Source organism: Okeania sp. SIO2C2 (genome assembly GCF_010692625.1).
GTDB lineage: Bacteria > Cyanobacteriota > Cyanobacteriia > Cyanobacteriales > Microcoleaceae > Okeania > Okeania hirsuta.
In genome coordinates this window covers 106,987-121,878 of record NZ_JAAHGM010000006.1, presented here as the reverse complement: position 1 = coordinate 121,878, position 14,892 = coordinate 106,987, and the positions used below count along the sequence as shown (strand labels likewise).

7 protein-coding genes and 3 pseudogenes are annotated in these 14,892 nt (G+C 38.9%); 5 read left to right on the top strand and 5 right to left on the bottom strand.

What is annotated here, in order from left to right:
• Positions 1 to 161: 161 nt before the first annotated feature.
• Positions 162 to 923 carry an FkbM family methyltransferase gene (locus F6K18_RS05785; RefSeq protein ID WP_287519419.1) on the top strand — a complete coding sequence of 254 codons (762 nt, stop codon included), beginning with the start codon at positions 162 to 164 and terminating at the stop codon, positions 921 to 923.
• A 1,389-nt stretch (positions 924 to 2,312) separates the two neighbouring features.
• Here the strand turns inward: F6K18_RS05785 and F6K18_RS05780 are convergent.
• The 5 genes and pseudogenes from F6K18_RS05780 to F6K18_RS05760 form a co-directional block, all read right to left on the bottom strand.
• Entirely contained in the window at positions 2,313 to 3,824 is a 1,512-nt protein-coding gene (locus tag F6K18_RS05780) for an MBOAT family protein (RefSeq protein WP_287519418.1), read from the bottom strand.
• 573 nt (positions 3,825 to 4,397) lie between these two features.
• Positions 4,398 to 4,523: pseudogene (locus tag F6K18_RS05775) on the bottom strand (photosystem II q(b) protein); the annotation flags it as partial.
• A gap of 630 nt (positions 4,524 to 5,153) precedes the next feature.
• A pseudogene (locus F6K18_RS05770) lies at positions 5,154 to 5,240 on the bottom strand (HIT domain-containing protein); the annotation flags it as partial.
• Between the two features lie 110 nt (positions 5,241 to 5,350).
• Complete coding sequence (ltrA, locus tag F6K18_RS05765; protein ID WP_375341292.1) at positions 5,351 to 7,192, bottom strand: group II intron reverse transcriptase/maturase; 1,842 nt, start codon at positions 7,190 to 7,192, stop codon at positions 5,351 to 5,353.
• A gap of 596 nt (positions 7,193 to 7,788) precedes the next feature.
• Positions 7,789 to 8,049, bottom strand: a pseudogene (locus tag F6K18_RS05760) (histidine triad nucleotide-binding protein); the annotation flags it as partial.
• Between the two features lie 48 nt (positions 8,050 to 8,097).
• On the opposite strand from F6K18_RS05760, the gene F6K18_RS05755 reads away from it, so the two are divergent.
• The 4 genes from F6K18_RS05755 to F6K18_RS36465 all read left to right on the top strand — a co-directional run bounded on the left by F6K18_RS05755 (position 8,098) and on the right by F6K18_RS36465 (position 14,844).
• Entirely contained in the window at positions 8,098 to 9,627 is a 1,530-nt protein-coding gene (locus F6K18_RS05755; protein WP_287519416.1) for a YifB family Mg chelatase-like AAA ATPase, read from the top strand.
• A gap of 1,113 nt (positions 9,628 to 10,740) precedes the next feature.
• Positions 10,741 to 12,645 carry a sodium:proton antiporter gene (locus tag F6K18_RS05750; RefSeq protein WP_287519415.1) on the top strand — a complete coding sequence of 635 codons (1,905 nt, stop codon included), beginning with the start codon at positions 10,741 to 10,743 and terminating at the stop codon, positions 12,643 to 12,645.
• A gap of 220 nt (positions 12,646 to 12,865) precedes the next feature.
• A complete protein-coding gene (locus F6K18_RS05745; protein WP_287519414.1) occupies positions 12,866 to 14,305 on the top strand; it encodes a serine/threonine-protein kinase in 1,440 nt (479 codons plus the stop codon).
• Between the two features lie 218 nt (positions 14,306 to 14,523).
• Positions 14,524 to 14,844, top strand: a complete 321-nt coding sequence (locus F6K18_RS36465; protein WP_353735019.1) for a VWA domain-containing protein — start codon at positions 14,524 to 14,526, stop codon at positions 14,842 to 14,844.
• Positions 14,845 to 14,892: the final 48 nt, after the last annotated feature.

The following is a 14,892-nucleotide window of genomic DNA, read 5'->3' as shown; positions in this document are numbered from 1 at the left end:
ATCATATCTAGTTTAGAAGAGCAGAATTAAATTGGTTTGAATCTCTGAAGTTGTGGCATTTTCCTAGAACTTAAAATTCCAGATTAGAAAGTTGAAAAAATGTAGAGTTATCTAGAGATAGTTGTAGATTATTAACCCTCATTGAATAGGAAAACATTAATATGTATGAAACGATAAAAAGTACACTTAGCAGATATCCTGTAGTATACGAGCCATTACGCAAAACATTAAACAGTTACAGAAACCTGAAAATACAATATAACAATAACAAGAGACTGAGAAAAATACAAAAGCAAATATGGACACATATTAAGCATAAAAATTCTGTTTTCTTTGTGCAAGTTGGCTCAAATGATGGGTCTCATGGAGACCCCATTAGGGATTTAGTTATCAAAAATCCAAATTGGAAAGGCATATTTATTGAGCCTATTCCTTTCCTTTTCGAGAGATTAAAACAGAACTATAACAATTCTGAACGATTTATTTTTGAAAAGATTGCTATATCCACTCAAAGAGGTGTTCAGAAATTCTATTATGTTTCTGAGGAAGCAAAAACAGAATTAGGAAATCTACCAAAATGGTATGACCAATTGGGTTATTTCAATAGAAATCACATACTTAAACATTTTCAAGGGAAGCTTGAACCCTATATTATTGAAGAAGATATCGAAACTATAACTATACAAGAAATATTTGACAGAAATAATATAGAAGCAATAGATATTCTTCATATAGATACAGAAGGATTTGATTATAGAGTACTATCACAAGTTGATTTTTTGAGATATAAACCCTGTGTTATCATGTATGAGCATAAGCATCTTTCTAATGATGAGAAAAATTTAGCAAAATCACTCTTGAGAAAGTACAATTATAATTGCTTTCCTTATGGTGGTGACACCTTGGCATTTATCAATGGCTAATCAGTGCTAATAACAACTACCAAAAACTTTTCTCTACTTCGATTTTCTATTTCTAAATATTATTTATTGGAGTGAATACTTGGTATTTGGTAGCTTTTGTTATGAATGAACCTTATTTTTTCCAGGTTCCAAGTATAGCAATACTTTTGATAATTTGTATAAGGTAAACAAAAAGAAGTTGCTGAAGTTAAATAAAAGTTTGAAAAAGCTTGGTTAGAAGCAGATATTAAAATAATGGATAATTGATAATTAATCCCTAGAGGTTTAAAGTCTCTCCTTTTAAATGGATAATTGATAATTAGGATTTGCTGAATAACTCTTTTTGTCAGGGTAGGAGTCAGGATAAATGGGAATTATAAAAGAAGTAAGCAGTTTTTGGTCAAGATTTGCAACAGCATCCAAATAATGGTTTGTCTTGATTTGGATTAGCAGAAAGTTTATCAGCACAAGGTAAACAAAAAGAAGCTGCTGAAGTTAAACAAAAGTTTGAAAAATCTTGGTTAGAAGCAGATATTCAAATAGTTGATAATGGATAATTATGGTTTCCTGAATAACTCTTTTTGGTAGGTTAGGAGTCAAGAAAAATTGGAATTATAGAAGAAGTAAGCAGTTTTTGGTCAAGATTTGCAACAGCATCCAAATAATGGTTTGTTTTGATTTGGATTAACAGAAAGTTTATCAGCACAAGGTAAACAAAAAGAAGCTGCTGAAGTTAAACAAAAGTTTGAAAAAGCTTGGTTAGAAAAAGAAAAAGGTTATGACATAACCTTAGTCGTTGCTTGATTTTTGGAAAAGCTAATAGCTGAATATTTACATTATTTTTCCTTCTTGGAAAAGCTAATAGCTGAATGCTTACCTTATTCTTATATCATTTCTCCATAAAGTTGCGCTTAATAAAAGATAACAGCTATTAGTAAAATTCAGGTTTAGGTAAGAATTATTAAGCGCATTGTTACACAGAAATGGTATTACTTCTTACTTCTTACTTCTTCCTTATTCCTTCTTACTTCTTCCTTCTTACTTCTTCCTTCTTACTTCTTACTTCTTACTTCTTACTTCTTCCTTATTCCTTCTTACTTCTTCCTTATTCCTTCTTACTTCTTCCTTATTCCTTCTTACTTATTCCTTCTTACTTCTTACTTCTTACTTCTTACTTCTTCCTTATTCCTTCTTACTTCTTACTTCTTACTTCTTACTTCTTCCTTCTTACTTCTTACTTCTTACTTCTTACTTCTTACTTCTTACTTCTTACTTCTTCCTTATTCCTTCTTACTTCTTCCTTCTTACTTCTTACTTCTTACTTCTTACTTCTTACTTCTTACTTCTTACTTCTTACTTCTTCCTTATTCCTTCTTCCTTCTTCCTTCTTCCTTATTCCTTCTTCCTTCTTTAAAAATCAAAATAAATATAAGGCAAACCCTCCGGTGCCAACAACCAAACAGTAAACAAAAATACAGGCACTAACAAAACTTTCAACTGCCAATTTAACTGTAACTTCAGACCACGATGAAACCAATAATTAATCCCCATTGCCACCACAACTCCACAAATTAACCACACCAACTGTAACCTTTCTAAACCCATCGCCTCCAGATAAACTTTATCCACAAATTGAACATCAGCATCATAATTCCACCAGTGAGAAAACACCCAAAAAGAATCCCTTAAATTCGGGAGTCGGAAAAATATCCAAGCACCAAAAACCATACTCTGAGTTAACAACCAACTAATTAAAATTCCAGGCAAACTTTCCCATACTTTTTTTACCTTAAAATGTTGAGAAATTGCCTCTACTAACCGATGAACAACTAATGCCAAACCATGCAAAACACCCCATACAATAAATCCCCAAGCAGCACCATGCCAAATACCAGCAATTAACATCACAATTAACAAGTTCAAACAAGTCCGAAATAAACCAACCCTCGAACCCCCTAATGGAAAATACAAATAATTTCTCAACCAATCTCCCAAAGTCGTATGCCACCTGCGCCAAAATTCTGCAATACTTGTACTAAAATAAGGAAAATCAAAATTTTGTGGCAAACTTAAACCCATCAAAAAAGCACTACCACGAGCAATATCAACATAAGCACTAAAATCAAGATAAAGTTGTAATCCATAAGCAACAGTTGCTAACCACAAATCACCACTTCCTGCTCTTGGCAAATTACCAAAACTCAGCTCTACAAAAATTCCTAAATTATCAGCAATTAAAGCTTTTTTTACTGCCCCAGTTGCAATTAACCAAATTCCTTCTGTTACTTTTTCTAAATTAGGGAATTTTAATGCTGGTATTTTAACTGAAACTTGACTATTTTTTCTGCTAGTCATTCCTAGCTGATTTTGCAAATAATGATAACGAGTAATCGGACCAGAAATAAGTTTTGGAAAAAATAATTTGTAAGATGCAAATTCTAGCCAAGAAGCAGCAGCAGGAGCGCCTCGATAAATATCTATTAAATAGGCAAGACATTCAAAACAAAAAAAACTTAATCCCAAGGGTGCCGTCACATTATTGTCTACCCAATTAGCAGTTTCTAAAATATTAGGTAAATTATAAAGAATACCAATACTGTTTAATAGAAAAGGTATATATTTAAAGCTTAATAAAAGTAAGATATTGCAGATTATGCCTAACCACAATAATAGTAAACGATGTCGGTTCCATTGTGTATTGGCAATGCGCCAGTCTTGGGGTTCCCCAATAGCTTGAGCAAGGTAAAAATTAAATAGAGTAATTATTAATAACAGTGGAATATATTGAGGTTGAATAGTAGCGTAAAAAATTAAACTAGCAACTAAGAGGATTAATACTCGCCAAGACTGTCGTGGCATTGACCAGTAGATTCCTAATACTATTAATAAAAATAGAGTATAGTTAAAGGAGATAAAAGTCATACCGTTTCACGGAAGTCAAAAGTCAAAAGTCAAAAGTCAAAAGTAAGATTTTATAGGTTTAGAGACTCTTTGTAAAAGGAATATTAAATCCAGGCGTAGTAGACTGAGACATCTAAAAAATGGTGCAATAAGTGTAGGTTGGGTTGAGGGACGTTAGCGCAGCTTATCCGTAGGATAAACCCAACAACAATCTTTCTCCCCTAAGGACATAGCATGCTTAGTCCCTACTCTATTCCCTAATGTCTTCTGTTTCGCAGACCCCTATTTTGGTGATCTGCGTACACCGGAAACTTGCCTCTTCCGTCCTTTCGGCGCTTCTTAAATACTCGCCAAACCGGAAGTGCTCGCCAAACCGGAAGTAAATGCTGCATTCTGATTGGCTGTCAGCCCTGGCCCATCAGCCAATCAGAATGCAGCATTTCGCCACTACATAGCATCGCTATGTAGTGGCATCGGCGCCCTCGGCGGCCTCACCTGCCTCGGCGACCACGGCGACCTCGGCGACCTCGGCGACCTCGACGGCTTCGGCGGCCTCGGCGGCCTCGGCGGCCTCGGCGGCCTCGGCGCCCTCATGAGAAGGGTGGGGATCATTAATACACCGAACCAACCGATGTATAAACGATTGTCTGTGCTGGTGATCCAGCTACAGAACTTTTCCCATACGTTGGCGTTTTCACGCTGTTGTAAGGTAGTTGTCATTGTTTTATAATTGCTATGTATTTTTCAAGGTTCTCGAAAGCGTTTTTGCTTTCTTGTTTACTATATTAAACATCTAATTTAGTTTTGTAAAGGGTTTTAAGAAAAGTCTTTTTGAATTTTATTATAAGTTAGACTTATGCTTTCTCCTTGAGACTCCTATAGATGGGGAGATGGGGAGATGGGGAGATGAGGAGATAAAGACTACCTAGAAACAAAAATCTATTGCACACAGGACTTACGCAAATTGACTGTTAAACCACCATCTGTATGTAGGGGCGAATGGTATTCGCCCTAGCCATAAGTAGAGTCTCTGCGTAAGTCCTGATTATATTGTAGTTAATCGGTGCAGCTTGATATTAGGCATTGCTGAGGGGCGGGATGAATATAAGTGGGGTGGATATCCTGCCTGCCCAAAAATATCAGGAACGGGCAAGATGCCTATTCCACTTCCACAAAACTATTAAAATCATCCCGCATTTATGCAACGCCTGATATTAGGCGTGCCACTCCACTACATTATTTATAGCATCACGCAAATAGGGCGCAGGCATTCCTCTATTCCCTACTCCCTACTCCCTTTTCACTCAAATTTATTGTCAAACGCCAAAGAACGTACTGCTATATCTAGAATTACCCTGGAGGCCACTGCATTTGACGACCTCCAAGAATATGAAGATGTAAATGAAAAACAGTTTGACCAGCTTCAGCTCCATTATTGTTAAACTAAGCCAGGCAAGTTACCTTGACCGACTCGTCTTCAGAACCGGACGTGAGACTTTCACCTCATCCGGCTCCTCTCTTAAACGTCCCTTGTCATGGGTACATCCCTACCTTAATATCAACATATCATCAACCCATAAATAACTTTCAGGTAAGTCCTGTGGCTTAAATTGTGGATATGTCTTGTTATCTGATGCAGTTTTAGTATCGTGGCAATGTCGGTGCAACAATTGTTTGTTCTTATATGTGTTGTCACCACCTTTAGACCTTGGTTTTATATGGTCAACTTCAATTAGGTCAGTTGGTCTAAAGGTTAGTCCACAAGATGCGCATTTACCTTTTTGTCGCTTAAGTAGCGTTGTGACTTCTTTCCTTACGCCTGGATGTTTACCGATTCTGCTACCCCAATAAGTCCAGTCACCGTCATAAGGGGATTTATTACCTTTAACTTTGATGTGCCTTATAATAGGTATATCTGAGTGTCGGTTTAGTATATACTCACCGTCGTTAAGTAACCAATTTCTGGTCTCTTTGCAGCGAGGGAAATACTTTTTCTTTACCCATTTAGCCGACTTATTTGGATGCCTTCTACTGGCCCATCTCCATATTCTTACCCATAGGAGGTTATCTATTTTGCTGAATACCTCTTTACTGGCGACGGTTGAGAAGTAGTTAGCCCATCCTCTTATTACCGGATTTAACTTAGCTATTAGAGCTTTAGTCGGGGCGGTTTTATTCTTATCAAATATATCCGCCAGTTTTCGATAATGAGTTTTTATACTCTTGGAGGAGGGTTTAATCAGAGTCTTATATCCTTGTTTGGTTGACTTTACCTTCCATTGCCTGACTGTAAAGCTAAGAAAGTCAAATCCAGGTTTGTTCCCTTCATATTCTTCTAAGGTGTGGACAATTTTGGTCTTTTCTGGTTTTAGCTCTAATCCTACCTGGTTTAACCACTCCTGTATTACGGCTTTTGCTTGCAGGACTACTTTGATGTCTTCATGTAGGATAACGAAATCATCAGCGTAGCGTACTATGGTAAGACTTTGACATTTACTTTTCCAACCTTTTTGATTACCTTTTTTGTTTTTAAGGTCTATAGTTTTGGCAAATTCCATTAGTCTTTCCTCCATACCGTGCAGGGCGATGTTTGCTAGTAAGGGTGAAATTACCCCTCCCTGTGGTGTACCTTCCACAGATTCTAGGAATTGATTGTTGTCCATCACTCCAGACTTTAACCATTGTTTAATTAGTCGTCTGTAGGGAGATTGACCTATCTTTCCTAGAAGTGCATCGTGGTTAATTCGGTCAAAACACTTAGATATATCGGCATCTAACACATATTTAGGTTTATGATTGATGCTAGTGTGTATGGCTACGATGGCATCATGCGTTGACCGTCCTGGCCTAAAACCATAACTGTTAGGTTCAAAGTGTGCCTCCCATTCTGGTTCCACACCCAACTTAACCAAGGCTTGTAACGCACGGTCGTACATTGTTGGGATTCCAAGCGGTCGCTTCTCATCCCTTCCTGGTTTTGGTATCCAGACTCTGCGGGTTGGACTTGCTTTGAGGTATCGCGTATTTAATAAGTCAACTAGGTTAAATCTCTGTATTGGTGGTAGATTTTTGATTCCATCTATACCCGCAGTTTTCTTCCCCTGGTTATCCTGGGTCACGCGCCTAACAGCTAGCAACCTAGCGTAGTAACTTTTGGTCAGAAGTTTTTGGTACTTACGCATCTTGCGGATTTCGCCACGGCTGGATGCTCTGTAAATTAACTTTTGCAACTTAAATACATATTTTTCTACCTTCTTCCAATTAATATCTTTCCATTTAAGGTTAGGATTGATACTAACTTGATTCGGTATATCGTCTGTATCCCATGCCACGCTTAAAAATGGTCTAGGATTTCCTAGTTTTCTTTTTAGTGTTTTAGCTTTATTCATAGCTAATTGTTACTTTACATTACGTCTAACAGTGGATACGTCTGCAAATTAATGCTTATTATCCAATCCTACTCTCCCTAAGACCTACGTCCGATTGCGTAGATTGACCTTGAATGGCTTCCTAAGTTATCGACCTATATTCTTAGGTGTCTTAGAGAGGTTTTCTCGTTCCCTTATTCCTTTTATTACGGCTAATTTAGTGGGGTAAAATCTCCCGGAGGGTTCGGTATGGTTGCTGATAATTCCGAAATTATGAAATTATCCATTGACCCCCTGACTTTCGTCCTACATTCCATAGTTACCTTTGGAATGGTTTCGTGTAACGAGAGTTTAATTACCTTCCTGTTCGTCCACTTGTCAGCCTTTGCTTGCGGTATCGTTCTTGGTAACTGGTATTTTCCCGCTTTTAGGCCAGCTTCACCAGTTTGATATTCAGTCTCACCAGTGTGGCCTATGCTGTCAACCCAACAACAAGGCGGATGGAATTTCACCACCAAGGTAATAAGAGTTATTCACAAGTCGAGGTTGTCCTCATGTGGTGACTTGGAACGGCCATTTATACCCAGTTTCCTGGTTTAGTGGCCAACGAGTCACACAATCACTACACGATAGCCATTTTCAAGTCCTGCTTGTTGAGCAACCCGCTTGGCAGTCAGCAATAAATGTCCCATCAAACTATGGTCTTCAGGTGAAGCATCGGCTAACTTGGGAATAGGCTTTTTCGGAATCACGAGGATATGAACAGGAGCTTGAGGATTGATATCTTTGAAGGCTAGGGCCATGTCATCCTCATAAACAATGTCCGCCGGAATCTCGCGCCGGATAATTTTACTGAAAAGAGTGTCTTGCTGGGTCATTTATCTATATTCAAACAACTTACTATATAAATTAAAGAATAAAGGAATATGTTAGCTAGAGTCTGGAGTGCATCAATAATTGGCATTGAGGCCGTAAAAGTGGGTGTGGAAGTTGATGTATCTGGGGGTCTACCGAAAATTGTCGTTGTGGGATTGCCAGATGCAGCAGTTCAAGAATCAAAGGAAAGAGTCAAAGCTACTCTCAAAAATTGCGGTTATGCCTTCCCTATGCGGAAAATTCTGGTTAATCTCACCCCCGGAGATTTACGCAAGGAAGGCCCCAGTTTTGACTTACCTATTAGTATCGGAATTTTGGCTGCCTCGGAACAAGTGAATGCAGACTTACTCGGAGACCATCTATTTTTGGGAGAAGTTTCTCTGGATGGTACATTACGACCAGTAGCTGGAATTTTACCCATTGCCGCAGCAGCAGAAAAAATGGGAATCAGCGGGTTAGTTGTGCCTGCTGCTAATGCCAAGGAGGCGGCGGTAGTTAAGGGGTTATCGGTTTATGGATTTGACAAGATATTTGATGTCACTGACTTTTTGAATAATCCCACTAACTTTTCTCCTGTAGAAGTAGATATTGCTGATATTTTGGCAAAACAACAATTTTCTGGTTTAGATTTGAAAGAAGTTAAAGGACAAAATCATGCCCGTCGTGCTTTGGAAATAGCTGCTGCTGGGGGGCATAATTTGATTTTTGTCGGTCCTCCTGGCAGTGGGAAAACTATGTTGGCGCGACGTTTACCGGGAATTTTGCCTCCGTTGAATTTTGAGGAGGCGTTGGAAGTGACTCAAATTTATTCTGTGGCGGGGTTGTTGAAAGATAGGGGGAGTTTGGTGAGCGATCGCCCGTTTCGCGCTCCCCATCATTCGGCATCGGGACCGTCTTTGGTGGGTGGAGGGAGTTTTCCGCGACCGGGGGAAATTTCTTTATCTCACCGAGGAGTATTATTTTTGGATGAGTTAACGGAGTTTAATCGCAATGTTTTGGAATATTTGCGTCAACCGTTGGAAGATGGGGTGGTGACAATATCGCGCACCCGAATGTCGGTGGAATTTCCGGCTCAGTTTACTTTGGTTGCTAGTACAAACCCTTGTCCGTGCGGTTATTATGGAGATCCTATTCAACAATGTACTTGTTCGCCACGGCAACGGGAGCAATATTGGGGAAAACTTTCGGGACCGTTGATGGATAGGATAGATTTGCAGGTGATAGTTAGTCGGTTGAAACCAGAGGAAATTACAAGGCAGGACACTGGGGAAGGGTCGGTTGATGTGAGGGAGAGGGTAAAATTAGCACGCGATCGCGCTCGATATCGGTTTCAGGATGAGGTTGGTTTAAGTTGTAATGCTCAGATGCAGAGTCGTCATTTTCGCAAGTGGTGTAAGTTGGATGATAGCAGTCGGGGTTTATTGGAAGGAGCGATCAGGAAATTGGGGTTGTCAGCGAGGGCGAGCGATCGAATTTTGAAGGTGGCGAGGACTATTGCCGATTTAGCGGGGGATGAGGAGTTGAAACCTGCTTATGTAGCTGAGGCAATTCAGTATCGGACAATTGATAGAATGCAGTAGCTTTGTAGGTTAGCTTGAGGAACGATCTTCGGAGCTTATCCGGAGGATAAACCCAACAGATTAGGTTTTTGGTTTTTGTTCCCAGTTAACCCAACCTGTATTATACTCTTTACCCCCTACCTTACCCTATTATTGACATCCTCCCGACGTTGCGCTAAGGGGACAACGAGGGACTCCTAACCATAACGCTCTTAGGGTTTTCTGTTTCCTCTTACCTCTTCCGGAGGAGCTGCGCTAACAGAGAAGTTGCGCTAACATAGCACTTGTCTCCGAGGTCGAGCCTCTTTTCGGTCTTAAGGCCGCTCCACAGTACGTCGCCAATCCGACGGCTGCCCTAAAAACTGCTAGCCCAGCAGACTTAATTTAATTACAATAGCACACGCTTTGGAAAAACCACAACATTGATTGGTTTTTCTATAGGACACTTCCACCCTCAGGTGAGCGCGGGTATTCAACCAACGTTGAGATACAGCTCTTATCTAAATCCGGATTTAGTATTTAGAAGGATTTGTTATTTTGATCAGAAATCGCATATAATTATATTTTTTGTCAAAATCACCTAATCTAAGGGAATTTCTAGTTAAGATCAAAACCTGATAATACCAAATCCGGGTATAAAAGCAGGCTTGTACTATTCACAAATCCTATGTATAGCAAAGGCTACAACTTTTTCAAGTACCCTCTTGCTAAGGCGGATTTAGTATAACATCAGCCATGGTCTACATTTAGATAGATTATACTCTATTCGTAAAAGTCAAAAATAACCATAGTTGCACTTTGGTTAAGAGTAGTTATAATACGAAATAGATAAATATGTTTCAAAAGAATTATGGGCAAATATTTAAATTAGGAGATGTACAGAAAAATTAATTAGGGAATAAAAAAATTAGAAGTTCGGTAATTCAATTGTTTTATTCAGATAATTCCTAAAACTTAACCTAACTTGAAATAAACAATCAATCCTTCTGAATAATAATTTCATCGCTAAAATTAAGAATAAAATACAGAAAAACTAACCAGCAAAAAAAATTAGAACAGATAATTTCACAATCAAAATCTGAAACCTAAGAAAAAAAACTGGTAAGCCAGGGAATTAAAGATAACACTTAACTTATGGAAATACCATTTGACATAACTCTGCTGATCATCCTGACTGTAATCAGTGGTATAGCAGCCCAAGTTCTGGCAGCCTACCTGAAAGTACCTGCGATAGTCTTTTTACTACTATTTGGTATTTTAGTAGGCAAAGATGTTTTGGGAGTGGTACATCCAAACCTACTGGGTAATGGTTTAGAAGTGGTAGTATCCTTATTTGTAGCCCTCATTCTCTTTGAGGGGGGCTTGAATTTGGAACTTAGAGAATTAGGAAAAGTTTCCGGTAGTATCCGCAACTTAGTAACCATAGGTACACTGGTAACCTTAATTGGTGGTGGCATGGCCGCTCACTGGTTAGGTGAGTTTCCGTGGCCGATCGCATTCCTTTATGCCTCGTTAGTAGTAGTTACAGGGCCAACTGTGGTAGGGCCATTGCTCAAACAGGTTTCAGTAGACCGACAAATAGCGACCTTGTTGGAAGGAGAAGGAGTTCTCATCGATCCAGTAGGAGCAATTCTGGCCGTATTGGTACTGAACATAGTTTTAAATGAAGGCGCTGACCCTTTAGGATTATTTAGAGACCTAGTTGTGCGCTTAGGAATGGGGACTATCATTGGTGCAACAGGAGGCTGGATTTTAGGATTTACCCTCAAAAGAGCAAAGTTTCTGTCTGAAGAACTAGCAAATCTGGTAGTTTTGGCCGCTCTATGGGGAATGTTTGGTCTAGCAGAACAAGTCCGTAGTGAATCAGGATTGATGACCACAGTCGTAGCAGGAATTTTCGTTGGGGCAGCGGAAATACCAGAGTTACGATTATTAAGGCGGTTTAAAGGACAACTAACAATATTGGCCGTTTCAGTGTTATTTATTTTACTAGCAGCAGACCTATCCTTAGCAAGTATTGTTGCTCTAGGTTGGGGAAGTGTATTTACCGTTTTGAGTTTGATGTTCCTGGTTCGCCCTCTCAACGTCTTAATTTGTACTTGGAATAGTAAGCTTAATTGGCGACAAAAGATGTTTGTCAGTTGGGTTGCTCCCAGAGGAATAGTTTCGGCTTCAGTTTCTTCTTTGTTTGCTATCTTGTTAACTCAGAAAGGTATTAATGGTGGTGACTCTATTAAGGCTTTGGTGTTTTTGACAATTATGATGACGGTATTTAGTCAAGGGTTGACGGCAAGATTCGTGGCTCAATTTTTGGGAATTACTTCTAGTGCGGCCACTGGTGCTGTGATTGTGGGGTCAAATCCTCTGTCCCGATTGATTGGACGTATATTTAAGGACATGGGTGAATCAGTGGTACTCATAGATACGGATGAGGAAGCTTGTCAGCAGGCAGAGAAGGAAGGTTTGCAAGTATACAAAGGTAGTGCCTTTGATACTAATGTCCTAGAAGAGGCTGGTTTAGAATCAGTGGGAACTTTCTTAGCAATGACTAAGAATGAAGAAGTAAATTTAGTTTTGGCTCAAAGAGCAGCAGAAGAATTTAAGCCACCAAGAGTATTAGCTATTTATCCAAAAAGTCCCCAGCATAAAAGTCAAAATGGTAAACAGAAGGTTCAACAACCATTTGCTTTAGAGTTAAATATCAAAAGTTGGAATAAATATCTTTCTGACAAAGAAGTGAAATTAGGGGAAACAGTCCTTAAGCAATTGGGATTTGAGTTCCAAAAGACTCACCTTGAGGCACTTATTGGAGCAAGGGAGTTAATGCCACTTTTGATTGAAAGGCAAGGAAGTCTTCAAGTATTATCTGCCACAGAAAATTGGCAACCAGGCGATCGGATTATTTATTTGCTACATGACCCGAAACCTAAGCTTCTCAAACGACTATCTGGAGCTCAACAATCAACTTTAACTATAGAAAAATATCCAACTGTTGAAGAAGTACCTATCCCTTCTTCGGTTCTCGAATCTGAACTCTGATAGAAGGGAGGAGTCAGGAGTCAGGAGTCAGGAGTCAGGAGGAAAAAAGAAGCAAAAGGAAGAGGAGAAGATAGTTTTTGGGCGTAAAAACATAGACCTTTTGTATATATTTGTCTAGGATAGTCCATGTTTTTAAGCTTTAGCAAACAACAGTAGTGCCTAATCATTAAGGTCAATTGAAGTGAGTTGATATAACTAAATTTTCAAGTTAAAAATCAGGATGAGCTACTGTCTTAACTCTGAATGCCGAAAGCCATATAATCCTTCCGGTCATCGATTTTGTCACAGCTGCGGAGCTAAGTTACTTTTGGGCGATCGCTACCGTACTATTAAACCTATTGGTCAAGGTGGCTTTGGCAAAACTTTTCTTGCTGTGGATGAGTATAAACCTTCCCGACCCCGGTGTGTTATTAAACAATTTTTTCCTCAAAATAGTGCTAATGCGGAAAAAGCTGCTGAGTTGTTTGGTCGGGAGGCCATCAGGCTTGATGAGTTGGGTCAACATCCTCAAATCCCAGAATTAATGGCTCATTTTCAACAAGGTGAGCAACAATATCTCATCCAAGAATTTATTGATGGGCAAAATTTAGAGCAGGAGTTAGTTGTTAATGGGACTTTTACTGAAAATCAGATTCAGGAGTTACTTTGGGATTTGTTGCCTGTGTTGGAATTTGTCCACGAACGGCAGGTAATTCATCGCGATATTAAGCCAGAAAATATTATTCGGCGAAACTCAATTACGCTTCCTGATGGTAGAGGGGAAATTAAAGGCCAGTTGGTGTTGGTGGATTTTGGAGCTAGTAAGGTAATTACAGAATCTTCTCTTGGCCAAACTGGAACGATGATTGGTAGTGCGGGATATGTTGCTCCGGAACAGTTGGCGGGAAAGGCGGTTCCTGCTAGCGACCTTTATAATTTGGGGGTTACTTGTATATATTTGTTGACTCAAGTAGCGCCTTTTGAGTTGTTTGATGTTGTTGAGGGTAAGTGGGTTTGGCGACAATATTTACAGTCTAATATTAGTGAAGAATTGGGGATAATTATTGATAAGCTTTTGGCTCCAAACATTAATCAAAGGTATCAGTCTGTAGAAGATGTTTTAAAAGAATTAGAGTCGGTAAAATATCAGAAAAGTTTTGCCTCTTCAAAATCTCAAGCAGGAGGTAATAATCCTTCTTTGTTAACAAAAATGCTTGGGGGAATTCCACAAGTTATTAAAGGTCGAATTATGCAAGAATTTGGGAAAACTGAAGCAGCGATAGCTTCTTATGACCTTGCTATTTCTATTCGACCAAATAATTATGATGCTTGGTATAAGAAGGCTGAGGTTTGTCATCAGTTGAAGCGTTATGAGGAAGCGATTTTTTGTTATCAAAAGACTGTGAAATTGCAGCCTAATCATTGGCAAGGGTGGCGGAGTTTGGGGGTGTTATTTTATCAATTGCAAAGATATGAAAAGGCTGTAGAAAGTTATTTTAAGTCTTTGGATATTGAGGGGAATCAACCGATGGTTTGGTTATGGTTGAGTTTAGCTATTAAGAAGTCTGGAGATGATCAAAAAGCACAGATGTGTTTGGAAAAGGCGCGGCAAAGTTTACCGAAAAGTCCGGTGGAAACTGCTGAGGTTTTATGGCAAGCTTGGGAAAAATTAATTCGGTAATTTAGAAGGAAGAGGGAAGAAGGAAGATGGGTTTTTATCAGGATGAAATATATAGTAAGAAATGTACCCCATAGGGAAGTTCCATGAAACGTCTAATTAACCATTGAGGTAGGCACGGGGGCGCTACTCCTAAAAATCAGTTAATAACTTTTTTAGGCAAACTTGTATTGATAACTTCTGCAATTATTTCTCCCGGATTCTAACATCCTTGCAAGGAAATTTTCAAAAGTCTTAAGAAAGACGATGTTATTGGTATAATAGAATTTAATGAACAGCCAAAAACTGTATTAAAAGCAACTCCTGTCAGAAAAATTGACATTAATAAATTTAGTAGAATTATTAGTGGTATAACTGCTGATGGTGGAACAGATATTAACATAGGAATATCCTATGGAATAGACGAAATTAGTCGTTATAAAAGCAACAATACTCTGAATCAGATCTATTTATTTTCTGATGGAAATCCAACTTCAGGAGAAACTGAATGGATTAGAATCCGACAAAACATAGACAAAAAAACACGAGGGAATATCCGCTGATCAACTTTTGCTTTTGGTTCAGATGCTAATACTAGAGAACTTGATGCT